This window comes from Rhodococcus sp. PvR099, assembly GCF_017833315.1.
GTDB classification, from domain to species: Bacteria; Actinomycetota; Actinomycetes; order Mycobacteriales; family Mycobacteriaceae; genus Rhodococcus_G; species Rhodococcus_G oryzae.
Window position 1 is genome coordinate 24,623 of the sequence record NZ_JAFIBV010000001.1, and the last position, 16,298, is coordinate 40,920.

The following is a 16,298-nucleotide window of genomic DNA, read 5'->3' on the forward strand; positions in this document are numbered from 1 at the left end:
CAGGCCTCCCAACCGCTAGCCGCCGTGCCCCTGGTGTGACATGTCCATGTCCATCGCCATCGGAGCGGGCTTCTGACCCGGTTCGAGGACGAGGAACTGCCCCATCATGCCCTGATCCTCGTGCAGCAGCAGATGGCAGTGGTACATGTACGGAAAGGTCGGGTCGGAGTACTCGGTGAAGCGCAGCGCCAGCCGGAACCGGACGCCCGGCGGCGTGTAGACGGTGTCCTTCCAGCCGGCCAGTGCCGGGGGCGGCGGGCTGCCGTCGATGTCGATGATCTGGAACTGCACGTCGTGCACGTGGAAGTTGTGCGGCCAGTTGTCGACATTGCGCACCGTCCACACCTCGGTGGTGTCGACGGTGGGGGAGAAGTCGATGCGGTTCATGTCCATCTGGGCGCCGTTGATCATGAACCACTGGAGCTCGAAGCTGCGCTCGGCGGCCGCACCCGTGGGGTCGAGCCGTGCGATGGTCGCCAGCGATGCGGGTAGTGCGGGTGAGCCGGTCGGGTTCTCGCCGGGTCGCAGTTCGAGGACGTCGAAGCTCTCCTGCACGCCGAATGCGGCCGCGTCGCCGCGGTCGAGTCCGGCGTGGTCCTCGTGGGGCAGCGCGCGCAGCAGCGCGTTCGAGCCGTTCACGGCCACCACGATCTCCGCCCGCTCGCCGGGGCTGAGCCGGACCCGGGTGAGCGGCACGGGCGCCGCAAGCAGGCCGCCGTCGCTCGCGACCAGGTGGAACTCGCGATCGTCGGCGAAGCCGAGGTTGTACATCCGGCCCGAGGAGCCGTTGAGGATCCGCAGCCGAACCCTCTCGGTGCTGACCGGCAGGTGGGCGCCTGCGATCCCGTTGGTGACGATGGTGTCGCCCAGCAGTCCGATGTCGGTGGGGTCGGACTCGTCGAGGGTTCCGTCGGCGGTGAAGCGCTTGTCCTGGATGATCAGCGGGATGTCGTCCACCCCATAGGTCTTGGGCAGGTCGACGGCGTCGGTGACCTCGTCGTCGACCAGGAACAGTCCGGCCAGGCCGCGGTAGACGTGCTTCTCGGTGGAGCCGTGCGGGTGCGGGTGGTACCAGAGGGTCGCGCCCGGCTGGTTCACCGTCCATGCCGGCTCCCAGCGGGCGCCGGGCTCGATGGTCTGGTGCGGACCGCCGTCGAAGCGGGCGGGCACGTGCATCCCGTGCCAGTGCACCGTGGTCGCCTCGGGCAGGCCGTTGTCGATGGTGAACGCGACCGACTCGCCGCGGCGGGCGCGGATGGTCGGACCCAGCATCGAACCGTTGAACCCCCACGTCGCGGTCGACTTGCCTGCCACGATCTCCGAGCTGCCCGCCCCTGCGGTGAGGGTGAAATGCCGCGCACCCGCCCCGTCGGTCGTAGCGGTCGCGAGCGGAGGGATGGGCAGCGGCCGGGAAGAGGCTCCCGCCGGACTCGGCCGGCCGGCAGCGCATCCGGCGGACAGGGCGATCGGGGTGGCGGCGAGCCCCATCAGGAAGGCGCGCCTGGAGACGACGTTCATGCCCTCGAGTCTTCGGGGCGGGGGAGCGCGTGCCGCCCGCCCGGAGGCCGGGGTTTCGGCGATTCGGCTCCTCCCAGCGGGCCTTGTGCGGGCAGTCGTGCTGTGTTACCGCGCGATGCCCGTGCCGGTGTGGCATCGTTCTGTCATGCCGGTCATCGCCCAGATATTCGCTGGTCTCGCTGCTGCGCTACACGTCGTGATCTTTGCCATGGAGAGCGTGTGGTGGACGCGCCCGGAGGTCTGGAAACGCTTCGGACTGACCAGCCAGCAGGACGCGGATGTCGCCCGTCCGTTGGCCTACAACCAGGGTTTCTACAACCTCTTCCTGGCGATCGGCATCGTTGTCGGCCTGATCATCGGGGGCGCCGCCGGGCACGCCATCGTCGTCTTCTGCTGTGTGTGCATCGTCGGTGCCGCGGTGGTACTCGCATCGACGGGCGCAAAGTACCTGCGGCCGGCGGTGGTTCAGGGGATCACCCCGCTGCTCGCGCTGATCACCGCGGCCGTGTTCTAGAACGGCGGGGGTTGATGGCGGAGACGTTCGCCCAGGATCGCGAGGTGTTCGGCGTGGTGGGCGCGCAGTTGTGCGCACCGCGCGAGGTGGCCGGGGTCACTGATGGTGGCGAGTTCCGGGAGCGTCGGGGGTAGGTCGGTGGGCTGCATGTGGGTTTCCCACCAGGTCAGTTCGTAGATGCCGGGGTCGGGTGGTTCGGGCGGCGGCGGTGCGGGTGTCGGCTTCGAGGTCGGCCGCGCTGCGGGTTTCTTGGTGCGGGCGCTGGGTCGTTGCTCGACCGGCAGGGGCAGGGTGACCCCGATTGCGCCGTGTTGGCCGATCCAGACGATGACGTCGCCGTCGAGGCGGACGACGCGGAAGAGTCGGTCGGTCTTGGCCTGGTGGTGCCAGATGCAGGCGGGTTCGCCGTTGCTCTCCACGGTCCAGCCGCCCGCGAGGGGGTTGTCGGGGTCGAACTCGACGATGTGGTCGAACTGGCAGTCGCGGGCCTTGACGGTGCAGCCGGGGAAGGTGCAGGTGTCGTACTTGTCGAAGACCGCGGTGCGGACGCTGTTGCTGGGCCGGTAGGTCAGGGCTCCGCGGGGTGGGTGGGCGTATCCGCCGTGCCCGTCCGGGTATTGGCCGTCGAGCAGGGCGGGGTTCGCGGTGATCGCGTCGAGAATGTCGGTGATCCGCGGCCCTCGTGGGTTCGTGTCCGGTGATGGCCTCGGTGAGTCCTGCCGCGGCGGCAGTTGCCCCGCGGTCCTGCGTCGGAGGCGGTAGCGGGTCGGGACTCCAGGTGTCGGGTTCGAGACAGAGCTATCCCCTGGGTTGGGTTCCCCTGACTCGCTGTCGGACTTCGGTTCTCGTGGCAGTTGGCCGTCGCGGCGTCCCTCAGCGGCTTTGTCGCAGGCAATCTCGCCGCCGCTGACTCCGTCGTCATTGCCGTTGGTGTCGCCACCGCAGTAGCTGTCGCCCGCGCCCCCATCGCCCACAGAGCCGTTTCGTTCGGCATCGATGCGCCTTGCATCGGTGATCACCGCCTGCCACGTCGCATCCCCGGCGAGCAACCTCGCCAACTCCGGATCGATCGGCCCGTGACCCTCCACATGCCCGGGATGATCCGCCAACCGCAGCAGACTCTCCAGATCGATATGGATATGCACCTCGGGTTTCGGCCGCTCGGTGCGCGGCAAATGCGCGGTCGGACAGTCATCGCGTCCACACAGGCAGTGCAGATAGCTCTCGCCGTGCACCAGCGCCATGAACGCATCCGTGCGCAGGTTGTCGACGGTGCGGGGATCCTCCCGGCAGACCGTGCCGGCCATCTCCTGGACGAGCGATTCGAGGGTCCGGCCCTCCGCCGCCGTCAGTGTCGCATATACCTGGGCCATGCCGTGCAGGTCCGCGGTCACCGACACCCGACGACAGTGACGCTCACGCCGCCTGCGGAGTTCCTCTGCCTCGGTGGGGTTGATGCGGATCAACTCCCGCATCACCTCCGCTACGAGTTTCTTCGGCGTCAAATACAGCGCGGCGTCCGCGAGGTGGCCTTCCATCCGTTCGAGGGTGGCATCGGAGATCTCCGCGGTCGCCTCGACGATCGCGAACACCCGCGGAAAGTCCACCCGCCCTGACACGAACACCTCACGAATCAACGGCAGCCGCAGATCCAACGCATTGCCCACCGCCACATACCGTTCCGCCGTGAACGCACTCACCCCCAACGCCAGCGAGGTCTCCATCTCCGCCGACCGACCGGCCCGGTAAGCGAACTCCTCCCCGAACAGATCAACCTCGGATGCGAACTGCCGCCGCGCAAACGACGCCGCCGTCAACACCTTGTGCGCCGCGGCGATGTTCTCCGCCCGCCCGTACTCCCGCAACGCCGACAGAGCCGCGGCACCGTCCTCGAAATCCACCGGGCGCTCGACGGCGCGGGCGCCCTCACCTGCGGCGCCACCCCGAAACCCCCCGGTATCGAACATGTGTACGAGTCTACGTGTGACCACCGACAAGATGATTCCGAGGGGGATTCAGTCGGGAGTGCCTCGATCTATCACTCGAAGTACCTGTTCTGGGGTATGTCCTGGCCAAAAGGCGTGCATCGCCCATGTGGCGCCGGCCGTGCTGAGTGCCTCGAGGTCGACGCCAGGACGAGCTACCACTGCGATATCGAACGACCCAGACGAACCACGCACGGTCTCGATTCTCTCCACGATGCGCGCAACCCCTGCCGCATCTGTTTCGAGTGGGAAGATTCCGTCGTATCGTGCGGCTCGCTCTATCGGGCGGCCCGAAGTGCGCTCGGTACCGAACCACAGCGGAATCCGTGGCTGCTGGACCGGCCGGGGGCGGATCTGCACGTTTTCTGCCACCAGGAGCCCACGGTGGGTGACGGTCTCGCCGGCCCACAATGCGGCCAGAACTTCGGCGCCTTCATCGAGCGCTCGGCCACGCTGACGAGGATCGGCGACGTCACCGAAGGCCGAGTACTCTCGCCCGGCATCGCTGCCTGTGCCCAACCCCACGATCAGTCGGCCACGACTCAGGTGGTCGAGGGTCACCGTCTCGCGTGCCAGTTTGATCACCCGCCGTCGTGGCAGTGGTGTCACCATCGGCCCCAACTTGATTCGGCTGGTGACTGTTGCCGCAGCGGCCAGTACCACCCAGGGATCCGCGATCGCCCACTCGCCCGCTATGGGACTCAGGACGTGATCCCAAACGAAAAGCCCATCCCAGCCCGAATTCTCAGCGGCCTGTGCAATGTCGGTGATCGCGTGCGGGTCAGCCAGTGCGCCGAAGAGCGGCACGTAGATTGCATGACGCATCGTCGAACCATAGCGCCGCTGTGCCCACAATCGGATGGGTCTGCGCAGTTGTGAGTGCGACCATCCAGCCTGACCTACGGGTTGTACTGTGAGCCATGCCATTCCCAGCTCGTCGAGCGCTCCGCGTAGGGGCCTTGACGCTCACGGCGATTTTCGGGGCGGGTCTGCTCTACACAATGCTTGTCTACCGTAGTGTCAACGTCTTCACTCCGCCAGAAAGAATCGAGTCACTCGGCAGGACCTACCTTCTTGGCAACACAGAGTTCAGTCGCGAGGAACTTGATCAGCGGTACGGCCCCACTCACACCGAGGCCTGGACGCTCGAGCGAGCGGGCTTCTTGCCGCCCGTGCACGGTATCTATCAGTGGCAGAACGATGAAGTCCGCGGTGAGGCCACGACGAGCGCCTTCCTGAAGTGGGGCGATCGATACATCGCCTACTCGCTCTCGGGTGGCCCCTGAGCTACTCGGTGCCCGACTGTCCCAGGCGCTCCAACACCGCGTCGTGCAGCAGGCCGTTGCTCGCCACCGCGCTGCCGCCGTGCGGGCCCGCGCTGCCGTCGAGCGCGGTGAAGCGTCCGCCCGCCTCGCGCACCAGGATGTCCAACGGTGCCAGGTCCCACAGCGAGACCTCGGGTTCGGCTGCGATCTCGAGCGCGCCCTCGGCCAGGAGGCAGTAGGAGTAGAAGTCGCCGTAGCCGCGGACCCGCCACACCTCGTCGGTGAGTGCGATGAACTGGTCGCGGATCCCGCGGTCACGCCAGCCGCTCAGGCTCGCGAAACTCAGGCTCGCGGACTCCAACCGGTTCACTGCGGACGTCGAGATCCGAGTGGGCTCACCGCCATCGAACGACGCGAAGGCGCCCGTACCCTCGGCGGCCCACCAACGTCGCTTCAATGCCGGTGCGCTGATGACGCCGACCACCGGAACCCCGTCCTGCAGCAGCGCGATCAGCGTGGCCCATACCGGAACTCCGCGGACGAAGTTCTTGGTGCCGTCGATCGGGTCGACCACCCACTGCCTGCCCTCGAACGTCGCGTCGCCGCCGAACTCCTCGCCGAGGACCGCGTCGTCCGGCCGCTCCGCCGCCAGCACCGCCCGGACCGCCCGCTCGACCGCGAGGTCCGCGTCCGAGACCGGGGTGAGGTCGGGCTTGTCGTCGACCTTCAGGTCGAGCGCGCCGAAGCGGGCCATGGTGATGGTGTCGGCCTCATCGGCGATGCGCAGTGCGAGTTCGAGATCGGTCACGGCGAAGACGGTACTCGACCCGGGTCCGGACTTCCTCGGCGATTCACCGCGCATTCAGCGCGAGTCGGGCGGCCGTTTCGCCGTGACTGTGACGATCGGGCTCGTGATGCTGACACGGCGCAGTGTTCTCTTCGGAGGTGGCGCGCTGGCGAGCCTTGCCGCGGCAGAATTCCTCGGTATGACCGCGCCCGCGCCCGGCCCACCTGCCCAGCCGATTCCGAAGCCGTCGACGGCCGTCTGGTTCGACGTTATCTCCGACATCCAGGGCGACCTCACCGACCTCGACCGTGCGCTCGACGGACTCGCGGCGTTCGGCCGGGCGGACGCGCTACTCGTCAACGGGGATCTCACCCCGAACGGCCGCGAGCACGAGTACGAGGAATTGTTCGACCGGCTGCGCCGCAGCGAGCATCCGGCCGCGCTGTACACGATCGGCAACCACGAGTTCTACAACGGTGAATCGAGTGAGGTATCGGTCGCGCGGTTCCTGCGGTACTCGGCGATGCCGGGGCTGTTCTCCGCGCACGAGGTCGGCGGGGTTCCCGTGATCCGGCTCGGCACGACGGACGGCAGCGAGGCGAGTGGGCACTGTGTGATCCTCGGCCGCACCCAGCTGGACTGGCTGCGGGACACCCTCGAGGAGCGCCCGCGCGAGCGCCCGGTGCTGGTGATGAGCCATCACGCGCTGCCGGGCACGGTGTCGGGGACGTTCACCGATCAGCTCACCCAGGCGCCGAAGATCTACAGCGGTGACTATGCGGAATCCGACGAGCTGCTGGCTCTGCTCGCCGGGTTCCCCAACGTGCTGTTGCTGAGCGGCCACACCCATTGGAGCCTGTATCGCGAGGACTGGCTGACCAGGCGGACCGTGCCGGGCGGGCACCCGGACGGGTTCGCGGCGGTCAACACCGGCGCAGTGCAGACCGGATTCGGCCCGGACGGCCGCGGCGGCGAGGAGCCCGTCGACCGGAACGAGAACCAGGGGCTGCGGATCGAGGTGGACGGGCCGACCGTCCGGGTCCACGCGCTCGACTTCCGGCGGAACGCGGTGATCCGGACGGCGGAGTTCCGCGTCGACGGCCGGCCCGGCCCCGTGGTCGTCGCGTCGCCGGGCTGGCCCGGCGCGGTCACCTGAGGGCGACCGCGGCGGCAATCGCCTGCGGGCACCGGTAACCTTGATTCTTGTGCATCCCGACGTTTCCGCAGACCTGGCCGAGCTCAACACCACCCTCACCACCGTCGAGCGGGTGCTGGACGTCGAGGAGCTGCGCCGGCGCATCGACGAACTCGAGCACCAGGCGGCAGATCCGGAGTTGTGGAACAACCAGGAGCACGCCCAGCAGGTGACCAGCCAGCTCTCCCACGCACAGTCCGAGCTGCGCCGGGTCGAGGGCCTGCGTGGACGCCTCGACGACATGCCGGTGCTCTACGAGCTGGCCGAGGACGAGGGTGCCGACGCCGTCGCCGATGCCGACACCGAGCGTGCGTCGCTGCGCGAGGACATCGCGGCGATGGAAGTCAAGACCATGCTCTCGGGTGAGTACGACGAGCGCGACGCGCTGGTCAACATCCGGTCCGGCGCGGGCGGCATCGACGCCGCGGACTGGGCCGAGATGCTGATGCGCATGTACATCCGCTGGGCCGAGAAGCACGGCTACGGCGTCGAGGTCTACGACGTCTCCTACGCCGAAGAGGCCGGCATCAAGAGTGCGACCTTCGCGGTCAAGGCGCCCTACACGTACGGAACACTCTCCGTGGAGATGGGCACCCACCGCCTGGTGCGGATCAGCCCGTTCGACAACCAGGGCCGCAGGCAGACCTCCTTCGCCGAGGTCGAGGTGCTGCCGGTGGTCGAGACCACCGACCACATCGAGGTCAACGAGAACGACGTCCGCGTCGACGTCTACCGCTCGTCCGGCCCCGGCGGTCAGTCGGTCAACACCACCGACTCCGCGGTGCGGCTGACGCACATCCCCACCGGCATCGTGGTGACCTGTCAGAACGAGAAGTCGCAGCTGCAGAACAAGGTCTCGGCCATGCGGGTGCTGCAGGCCAAGCTGCTCGAGGTCAAGCGCCGCGAGGAGCGGGCCGAGATGGACGCCCTCAAGGGCGACGGTGGCAGCTCCTGGGGCAACCAGATGCGTTCCTACGTGCTGCACCCCTATCAGATGGTCAAGGACCTGCGCACGGAGTACGAGGTGAACAACCCGTCGGCGGTGCTCGACGGCGACATCGACGGCTTCCTCGAGTCCGGCATCCGCTGGCGGATGAGCGCGGAGCAGGTCTGAGTCGGTGTTCACGGCGTTCAAGCTGGTCCCGGATACCGGATTCGAAGTTTGGCTGAGGTCCAGCGGCCTGGAGATCGTGCTCTATGTCATCGGCGGGCTGCTGGTCGGGCGGTTCCTCTCCTGGCTGGGGAACAAGGTCACCGATCGGATCGACCTGAACTACCACCAGGGCGACGCGCTGGTCCGTTCGGAGGCGACCAAGCACAGGCACGCCCTGGCCCAGGTGATCACCTGGGTGCTCATCATCATCGTGTACACCCTGGTGACCATCGAGGTGCTGCAGCGGCTCGGCTTCTCGGTGGCGAGCCTGGTCGCGCCCGCGACCGTGCTCGGTGCCGCGCTCGGTTTCGGCGCGCAGCGTGTGGTGCAGGACATCCTGGCCGGCTTCTTCATCATCGCCGAGCGGCAGTACGGCTTCGGTGACGTCGCGAGGATCGCCATCACCGGATCGTCGGAGGACGCCTACGGAACGGTCGAGGATGTGACCCTGCGGGTGACGCGGCTGCGGTCCTCCGACGGCGAGGTCATCACCGTGCCCAACGGACAGATCGTCAAGGCCGTCAATCTGTCCAAGGACTGGGCGCGGGCCGTGGTCGACGTCCCGATTCCCGCCACCGCGGACATCAACCACGTCAACGACGTACTGCGGGGTGTCGGCCGCGAGGCGTTCGCGGACGCCGATCTCGAACCGCTCCTCCTCGACGAGCCGTCGGTGATGGGCGTGGAGAGTCTCGAGCTGGACACCGTCAACATCCGGATGGTCGCGCGCACCCTGCCCGGCAAGCAGTTCCAGGTGGGACGCGAGCTGCGGGTGCGGGTCGCCGAGGCGCTGCGCCGGGAGGGGATCCTGGTTGGCCCGGAGTTGGCGGCCGATCAGATCGGGGACAACGTATGACCGCCGAACGTGCGAAGAAGACGGAACCGGCCAACAAGCAGGAGCGACGCTGGTCGGTGCCGAAGACGCTCGGCCGCGCCAGGACCTCCACGGTCGCCCTCTCCGTGGCGTTCGTCGCCACGGCGATGCTGCATGGATACCTCAATCCGGAACCGCCCAAAGACGATGTGATCGGGCCTACGGCGCCGGTGCTTTCGGATACCCAGTCGCCGACCCCGCAGCGCTCGGAGCCGAGCACGACCACCCCGCCGCCCAGCAGCAGCAGCACCACAACTGGTGCGCCTTCGACCACCTCACAGCAGCCGGTCACGACCACCCCGCCGCCCGTCGTGGTGCTGCCGCCGTGGCTGTCAGTCCCGTCCGGCGTGGAGCTGCCGGAGGGGGTCGTGACGGCCACCCCCGAGACGTCGACCACACCGCCCACACCCACCCCGTAGGGCCTGGACCTGCGGGTCCGTCGAAACCCAAGGTCACCGTCGGATAACGGCTAAACTGGCTCCCCGTGATCAGCGTGGAGAATGTGTCCAAGTCCTACAAGACCTCGTCGAGGCCTGCACTGGACAAGGTGAATGTCTCGGTGGACAAGGGCGAGTTCGTCTTCCTGATCGGCCCTTCCGGGTCCGGGAAGTCCACCTTCATGCGGCTGCTGCTCAAGGAGGACACCCCCACCTCGGGCGACATCAAGGTCGGGGACTTCCACGTGAACCGGCTGTCCGCGCGCCGGGTGCCGAAGCTGCGGCAGAGCATCGGCTGCGTTTTCCAGGACTTCCGGCTGCTGCAGCAGAAGACCGTGACCGAGAACGTGGCCTTCGCCCTCGAGGTGATCGGCAAGCCGCGCAACGTGATCGATCGCACCGTTCCTGAGGTGCTGGACCTGGTCGGCCTGTCCGGCAAGGCGGACCGACTGCCCACCGAACTCTCCGGCGGTGAGCAGCAGCGCGTCGCCATCGCGCGGGCATTCGTGAACCGGCCGCTGGTGCTGCTCGCCGACGAGCCCACCGGCAACCTCGACCCCGACACCACCGGCGACATCATGCTGCTGCTCGAACGGATCAACCGCACCGGAACCACCGTGCTGATGGCCACCCACGACCACCACATCGTCGACTCGATGCGGCGCCGGGTGGTCGAACTCGACCTCGGACGCGTGGTGCGCGACGAGGCCCGCGGTGTCTACGGCGTGGGGCGTTAGGTACCCCCGACCCCTCGCCGTTCACCCCGACATACGAAGGACAAGACTTTCCGATGCGCGCCAGCTTCATCTTCAGCGAGGTTTTCACCGGCCTGCGCCGCAACATCACGATGACCATCGCGATGATCCTGACGACCGCGATCTCGCTCGCCCTGTTCGGCGGCGGACTCCTCGTCGTCCAGATGGCGGGCAAGACGCAGCAGATCTTCCTCGATCGGGTCGAGGTGCAGATCTTCCTCACCGATGATGTGTCCATCTCCGACCCCGACTGCAACCAGGACATCTGCTCGGCCCTGCGCAGCGATCTCGAGAGCACCCCGTCGGTGGTGTCCGTGCAGTACCTCAACCGCGCGGACGCGGTGGCGGACGCCAAGGAGCGGGTGTTCAAGGACCAGCCCGAGCTCGCGTCGATGGTGAGCGAAGACTCGCTGCCCGCCTCGTTCAAGATCAAGCTCAGCGACCCGGAGCGGTTCGGGGTGATCAACGATTCGTTCGGTGCTCGACCTGGTGTGCAGAGCGTGCTCAACCAGCGTGACCTGGTCGAGCGGTTGTTCAGCGTGCTGAACGGAATCCGGAACGCGGCCTTCGCGATCGCCATCGTGCAGGCGATCGCCTCGATCCTGCTGATCGCGAACATGGTGCAGATCGCCGCGTTCACCCGTCGCACCGAAGTCGGGATCATGCGGCTCGTCGGCGCGACCCGTTGGTATACCCAGCTCCCGTTCCTCTTGGAGGCCGTGGTCGCCGCGCTGATCGGTGCCGTGCTGGCGATCGCCGGATTGTTCACCGCGAAGAATCTGTTCATCGACGACGTGCTCACCGACGTCTACGACGCGAACATCGTCGCCCGGATCTCGAACAGCGACGTGCTGCTGGTGTCGCCGTTCCTGGTGCTCACCGGCGTCGGCATGGCCGCGATCACCGCCTACATCACGCTGCGGCTCTACGTCCGTGAGTAATCGGTTGCGCCCCGGGCATATCCTGGGGACAGAACTCGATCACTGCGCGGACTGAAGGGGCCCGAACGTGAAGGAAAAGGGCCGCAAGGTCATCGCGACCAACCGCAAGGCGCGACACAACTATTCGATCATCGACGTCTACGAGGCGGGCGTGGCGCTGGTCGGCACCGAGGTGAAGAGCCTGCGCGAGGGCAAGGCGTCGCTCGTCGACGCCTTCGCCACCGTCGACGACGGCGAGGTGTGGCTGCGTGGGCTGCACATCCCCGAGTACACCCAGGGCAGCTGGACCAACCATTCGCCGCGGCGGACCAGGAAGCTGTTGCTGCACAAGCGCGAGATCGAGCACCTGGTCGGCAAGACCAGGGAGGGGAACCAGACGCTGGTCCCGCTCTCGATGTACTTCTCCGACGGCAAGGTCAAGGTGGAGCTCGCCCTCGCCAAGGGCAAGCAGGACTACGACAAGCGTCAGGACCTCGCGCGACGGACGGCCGAGCGGGAGGTCACTCGTGAGCTCGGGCGCCGCGTGAAGGGCATGAGCCGCTAGCGTGCGACCTGGGCCGCCAGCGCGTCGGGCATCAGCTCGTAGCGCAGGTGGCAGCGGGAGAACTCGGCGTTGCCGTGCACGAGTGAGTTGAGCTCGACCGGGTAGCGGGCGAGCTCGATCTCGGGCACCTCGGCCCGCAGCAACGACAGTCCCGGACCCTTCACCTCGGTCCCGAGGACCCGGCCACGCCTGGCAGACAGGTCACTGAGAACGGCGCCGAGATAGTCGTCGGGGAGCGTCACGGCGACGGCGGCGACCGGTTCGAGCAGTCGGATCGAGGTGTGCCCCGCGGCGTCGCGGAGGGCGAGGCTCGCGGCGGTCTGGAAGGCGGCGTCGGAGGAGTCCACCGAGTGCGCCTTCCCGTCGACGAGGGTCACCCGCACGTCCACGAGCGGGTGACCGGTCGCCACGCCCTTCTCCAGTTGGGCGCGCACGCCCTTCTCCACCGACGGGATGAAGCCCTTCGGGACCGCACCGCCCACCACGTGTTCGCGGAACTCGAATCCCGATCCGGTCGGTAGCGGTTCGACCTCGAGGTCGCAGATCGCGTACTGGCCGTGGCCGCCGGACTGCTTGACAAGCCGACCGTGCCCGGATGCGTTGCCGCCGAACGTCTCCCGCAGTGCCACCTGGTACGGCACGGTGTCCACGTGGACGCCGTGCCGGTTGCGCAACCGGTCGAGCGCCACCTCGGCGTGCGCGTCGCCCGTGCACCACAGGACCAGTTGGTGGGTGTCCGGGTTCTGTTCCAGCCGCAGGGCCGGGTCCTCGGTGGTCAGCCGGGTCAGTGCCTGGGAGAGCTTGTCCTCGTCGGTCTTGCTGTGCGCCTCGACGCCGACCGGCAGCAGCGGCACCGGCAGCGCCCATGCCTTCAGCGGGGCAGGGTCCTCGGTGTCGCCGATGGTGTCGCCGATGTGGACGGTCAGCTTGGGCAGGCAGACGATGTCGCCCGCGACCGCCTCGGGCACCGGTCGCTGCAGCTTGCCGAACGGGCCGGTGAGGGTGGTGACCTTCTCGTCGGTGCTCGCACCGGAGGTGGCTGCCGCGCCTGCGACGTGGACGTGGGTGTCGGGGAGCAGCGTGCCGGAGAAGACGCGTACGAGGCTGATGCGGCCGACGTAGGCGTCGCCGGTGATCCGGATGACCTGAGCGGCGAGCGGGGCCTCGGGGTCGGCCGCGGGCGCGGGTCCGCGCCGGTGGGTGGGATCCGGGAACGCGCCGGTGATGAGGTCGAGCAGTTCCGCCGCGCCGACGCCGTTGTCGGTGACGGCGAGGGCGGGGTGCAGGGCGCAGTCGACGATCTCCCGGCGCAGGCCGTCGGTCAGCGCCTCCTCGTCGAGCGGTTCGCCCGCGAGGTAGCGCTCCATGAGGCCGTCGTCCTGGCCGGAGATGGCCTCGACGAGGCTCTCGCGCGCCGCGTCGGCATCGGGGCAGGCGCCGGGTTCGCCGTAGCTGCGCCCGGTGAGCAGGCCGAGCGACCCGCAGGGCCTGCCGTCGGCGAAGACCGGGAGGTAGACCGGCCGCAGCGTGTCGGTGCCGAGGCCGAACGCGTCGTGACAGGCGGTGAGGATCTCGTCGAAGCTGCCGCGGGCCACGTCGAGTTTGGCCACCACGATGGCGCGGGGGATGCCTGCCGCGGCACATTCGCGCCACAGCGCGCGGGTGGGGGTGGTCACCGGGTCGGTGGCCGAGACCACGAAGACGGCGGCGTCGGCGGCGTGCAGACCGGCCCGCAGCTCGGCGCCGAAGTCGGGATGGCCAGGCGGGTCGAGGAGATTGACCTTGCAGCCGTTCCACTCCAGCGGCAGGACCGCGAGCTGGACCGATCGTTGCTGTTGGTGCTCGATCTCTTCGTAGTCGGAGACCGTGTTGCCGTCCGGGATCCGGCCGGCCCGGCCGATGGCCCCTGCGGCGAACGCGAGCGACTCGGCCAGCGTGGTCTTGCCCGCGCCGCTGCACCCGATCAGGACCACATTGCGCAGCTGCTCGGGACGCGAGGCGGGTGGGGCGTTGCCCGCGCGAACCGTCATCCGGTCGGCCATCGATGTCTCCTCCCGCAGCGACGGGCTGACCCGATTCTAGGCGGGTCGGCCCGTCGCAGCCGGAGGAATGACCTATCGAGGGTGCAACAACCTACTTCGCGACGCGCTCCCACATCTGCAGGTAGGCCTCGGCACCGCGGCTCATGTCCTCGATGATCTGGTCGCCGTCGTCCCCGGCGGCGATCCGCATGTCCGCGATCCAGTCGGGGATCAGCCCGTACTGCGCGACGCCGTCCTTGTTGAGGTCGAAGACGCGCTCGCCGGTGCGCTGGCGATCCATCGTCGTGCCGCCGTCGAAGGTCTTGTACGGATACTGCAGCGGGTTGGTGTCGGCGTCCTCACGCGGGCGCGCCTGCGGGCCGAAGCCGTTGGTGTCCGCGCCGTAGCCGAAGCCGTAGTAGTAGTCCTCGCTGCGGTCCGCGCGGGCCTTGCGCCAGGCGGTGACGAAGTTCTCCTTCTTCGGGTCGGAGTTGAGGCCCGAGGCGTAGGCGGCGACGAAGCCGCCGAGCGCGTAGATCCGCTCGTAGTTCAGCGGGTCGGTCCAACTGTGGCTCGAGACCACACCGGAGTACTTGGCCTCCTCGAGGATCCGGAGAGTGTCCTCGGCGGTCTTGACGCTCATGTGGTCGACGTCGACGATCATGCCGCGATCCATCATGCCGCGGACCATGTGCTCGCCGAGCTTCGTCAGGCCGCGGGTGTTGCACAGCGGGCCGGACGGGTAGACCGGTGTGGTGACACCGGGCGGCAGCGCGGACATCACCTCGGCCGGCGCGTCGCCGAAGGAGAGCAGCGGGTTGTCGTGCACCGGGCCCTTGCAGGGTTCGGCCTCCCAGAACTTGCCGGTGCTGAGGAAGTTGCCCGCGTTGACAGCGATGCCCTGGATGCCGCCGTCGAAGCGGACACCGCCGAAGGCGTTGTCGAACTTGTGCGTGACGATCATCTGCCGCACGCCCATCGCGTAGACCTCGTCGAGGCCACGGTCGACATCGGCCTCGGTGCACTGGGGCACGTCGTTGCGCTGCGAGCACCCGAACGGTTCGGAGGTCTCGATGCCGATCGTCACCGCGAGCTTGCCCTCGCTGGCGACCTTGCGGACCTCCTCGGGAGATCGGACGACCCGGAACCAGCCGCGGCCGGGGCCGCCGTACTGGGCGTCGATGTAGTCCTGCATCTGCCGGACCTGCTCGGCCTGCGCACGGATGGTGTCCATGTCGTTGCAGGAGCGGTTCTTGAGCGGGTAGATGTCGCAGAGGACCCGGTTGTTCACCAACAGGTTGGTGAAGATGCGCAGTCCGCCGCGCCAGGCGCGCTCCACCCACCGGTAGTAGGTCTGCTCGTGGGTCAGCGAGTCGGCGTCCGGCCAGTCCTCGAAGGTCGGCCAGCCTACGGTGTCGTGCTCCGCGACCGGGCTGCCGTGCGACAGGATGTTCTCGAGCAGCGCCGGCATCCCGTCCTTGCCGTGGTCGGCGCAGTCGCGCAGCGCGACGGTGATGCCTTGCGGGTCGAAGGGGGTGCCGCAGTGCACCTGGCCGCCGATGAACAGGTTGGCGTCGAGGTGGACGTGCGCGTCGATGAACCCGCGCACCTCGCCGTTCGGTCCGGTGCCGGAGAGCGGCTTACCGGTCGCGTTCACCTCGGAGTCGGGGAAGGTCGCGCAGCCCTCGGCCGGGGTGAGGACGAATCGTCCGCCCGCGGGATTGACGCCGGGGTCGGTGAGCTCCAGCCCACCGTTCGCGGCGGTGAGCTGGCTGCCGTTGTCCGTCGCGGTGACCGCGTAGGTGCCGTCGGTGTGCGTCAGCGTCCAGTCGGTGGTCGGCAGCGCGTCGCGGGTCGAGACCACCGCACTCTTGCCGTCGTGGGCGAGCATGTCGCCGCCCTTGCCGTAGAACATGAACCGGCCCAGCTGCGCCGCATGCGTGCGGAACGCCTCGGCACCGCCGACCGTGTCGGCGTCGGCGCGGTAGCCGCCGTCGGCGCGGCGGACGAACTTCCCGCTCTGCTCCGACTTGAGGGCGTAGCAGCCGTTCGCCAGCCCGAAGACGGGATCGTCACCGGGGCCGATCGGGTCGGACGAGGGCTGAGACGCCGCGATCCCACCGCCGGCCAGGACCAGCGCCAGCGTGGCGGCCAGCGCGTTTACCCATCGACGGCGTGTACGCCCTGGTTGATGTGTCATGTGGCTTCGACTTCCCCGATCAATCAGCTAACTATTTTGCTGAGAAGGGTAGTTGATTTTGGACGGACGTCCAGATGAAACGCCGCAGAATTTAATGGGATGATTTCGC

The 16,298-nt window shown here is 68.1% G+C and carries 14 protein-coding genes; 8 read left to right on the top strand and 6 right to left on the bottom strand.

Annotation, left to right across the window (positions count from 1 at the left end; all coding sequences use genetic code 11):
* Positions 1–15 precede the first annotated feature (15 nt).
* Positions 16–1,518 (bottom strand): multicopper oxidase family protein, encoded by a 1,503-nt coding sequence (locus JOE46_RS00130; RefSeq protein WP_209925831.1) that lies wholly within the window; start codon positions 1,516–1,518, stop codon positions 16–18.
* A gap of 145 nt (positions 1,519–1,663) precedes the next feature.
* Here JOE46_RS00130 and JOE46_RS00135 point away from each other — a divergent pair, with 145 nt between their 5' ends.
* The gene (locus JOE46_RS00135) at positions 1,664–2,032 is read left to right on the top strand and encodes a DUF1304 domain-containing protein (protein ID WP_097210631.1); all 369 of its coding nucleotides are present in this window, start codon (positions 1,664–1,666) and stop codon (positions 2,030–2,032) included.
* Here the strand turns inward: JOE46_RS00135 and JOE46_RS00140 are convergent.
* The 3 genes from JOE46_RS00140 to hisN all read right to left on the bottom strand — a co-directional run bounded on the left by JOE46_RS00140 (position 2,029) and on the right by hisN (position 6,144).
* Positions 2,029–3,999, bottom strand: coding sequence for an HNH endonuclease signature motif containing protein (locus JOE46_RS00140; RefSeq protein ID WP_209925833.1), 1,971 nt, complete (start codon positions 3,997–3,999; stop codon positions 2,029–2,031). The two genes, JOE46_RS00135 and JOE46_RS00140, sit on opposite strands and share 4 nt — an antisense overlap.
* A 48-nt stretch (positions 4,000–4,047) precedes the next feature.
* Entirely contained in the window at positions 4,048–4,842 is a 795-nt protein-coding gene (locus tag JOE46_RS00145; RefSeq protein WP_097213656.1) for an LLM class flavin-dependent oxidoreductase, read from the bottom strand.
* A gap of 462 nt (positions 4,843–5,304) precedes the next feature.
* Complete coding sequence (hisN, locus tag JOE46_RS00150; protein WP_209925842.1) at positions 5,305–6,144, bottom strand: histidinol-phosphatase; 840 nt, start codon at positions 6,142–6,144, stop codon at positions 5,305–5,307.
* Positions 6,145–6,172: 28 nt separating this feature from the next.
* Here hisN and JOE46_RS00155 point away from each other — a divergent pair, with 28 nt between their 5' ends.
* The 7 genes from JOE46_RS00155 (at position 6,173) to smpB (ending at position 11,968) form a co-directional block, all read left to right on the top strand.
* Entirely contained in the window at positions 6,173–7,225 is a 1,053-nt protein-coding gene (locus tag JOE46_RS00155) for a metallophosphoesterase (protein ID WP_209925844.1), read from the top strand.
* A gap of 49 nt (positions 7,226–7,274) precedes the next feature.
* Entirely contained in the window at positions 7,275–8,378 is a 1,104-nt protein-coding gene (gene prfB / locus JOE46_RS00160) for a peptide chain release factor 2 (protein ID WP_097213653.1), read from the top strand.
* Between the two features lie 4 nt (positions 8,379–8,382).
* Positions 8,383–9,273, top strand: coding sequence for a mechanosensitive ion channel family protein (locus JOE46_RS00165; protein WP_269588304.1), 891 nt, complete (start codon positions 8,383–8,385; stop codon positions 9,271–9,273).
* Positions 9,270–9,710 carry a hypothetical protein gene (locus tag JOE46_RS00170; protein WP_209925846.1) on the top strand — a complete coding sequence of 147 codons (441 nt, stop codon included), beginning with the start codon at positions 9,270–9,272 and terminating at the stop codon, positions 9,708–9,710. The genes JOE46_RS00165 and JOE46_RS00170 overlap by 4 nt, the downstream gene beginning before the upstream one ends.
* 65 nt (positions 9,711–9,775) lie before the next feature.
* A complete protein-coding gene (gene ftsE, locus JOE46_RS00175; RefSeq protein WP_097213651.1) occupies positions 9,776–10,465 on the top strand; it encodes a cell division ATP-binding protein FtsE in 690 nt (229 codons plus the stop codon).
* Between the two features lie 53 nt (positions 10,466–10,518).
* Positions 10,519–11,424: a permease-like cell division protein FtsX gene (gene ftsX / locus JOE46_RS00180; RefSeq protein WP_077041092.1), complete on the top strand. Its 906-nt coding sequence runs from the start codon at positions 10,519–10,521 to the stop codon at positions 11,422–11,424.
* Between the two features lie 67 nt (positions 11,425–11,491).
* Positions 11,492–11,968 (top strand): SsrA-binding protein SmpB, encoded by a 477-nt coding sequence (gene smpB / locus JOE46_RS00185; RefSeq protein WP_077041093.1) that lies wholly within the window; start codon positions 11,492–11,494, stop codon positions 11,966–11,968.
* On the opposite strand, the gene JOE46_RS00190 is transcribed toward smpB, so the two are convergent.
* The gene (locus JOE46_RS00190; RefSeq protein WP_209925849.1) at positions 11,965–14,010 is read right to left on the bottom strand and encodes an elongation factor G-like protein EF-G2; all 2,046 of its coding nucleotides are present in this window, start codon (positions 14,008–14,010) and stop codon (positions 11,965–11,967) included. The genes smpB and JOE46_RS00190 overlap by 4 nt on opposite strands.
* Positions 14,011–14,101: 91 nt before the next feature.
* On the bottom strand, positions 14,102–16,189 hold the full coding sequence (locus tag JOE46_RS00195) for a membrane dipeptidase (protein ID WP_209925851.1): 2,088 nt from the start codon (positions 16,187–16,189) through the stop codon (positions 14,102–14,104).
* Positions 16,190–16,298: the final 109 nt, after the last annotated feature.

Coding starts and splice junctions, on each gene's coding strand:
- JOE46_RS00130 (WP_209925831.1), bottom strand. CDS start 1,518: ATGAACGTCGTCTCCAGGCGCGCCTTCCTGATGGGGCTCGCCGCCACC.
- JOE46_RS00135 (WP_097210631.1), top strand. CDS start 1,664: ATGCCGGTCATCGCCCAGATATTCGCTGGTCTCGCTGCTGCGCTACAC.
- JOE46_RS00140 (WP_209925833.1), bottom strand. CDS start 3,999: ATGTTCGATACCGGGGGGTTTCGGGGTGGCGCCGCAGGTGAGGGCGCC.
- JOE46_RS00145 (WP_097213656.1), bottom strand. CDS start 4,842: ATGCGTCATGCAATCTACGTGCCGCTCTTCGGCGCACTGGCTGACCCG.
- hisN (WP_209925842.1), bottom strand. CDS start 6,144: ATGCGCGGTGAATCGCCGAGGAAGTCCGGACCCGGGTCGAGTACCGTC.
- JOE46_RS00170 (WP_209925846.1), top strand. CDS start 9,270: ATGACCGCCGAACGTGCGAAGAAGACGGAACCGGCCAACAAGCAGGAG.
- ftsX (WP_077041092.1), top strand. CDS start 10,519: ATGCGCGCCAGCTTCATCTTCAGCGAGGTTTTCACCGGCCTGCGCCGC.
- JOE46_RS00190 (WP_209925849.1), bottom strand. CDS start 14,010: ATGGCCGACCGGATGACGGTTCGCGCGGGCAACGCCCCACCCGCCTCG.
- JOE46_RS00195 (WP_209925851.1), bottom strand. CDS start 16,189: ATGACACATCAACCAGGGCGTACACGCCGTCGATGGGTAAACGCGCTG.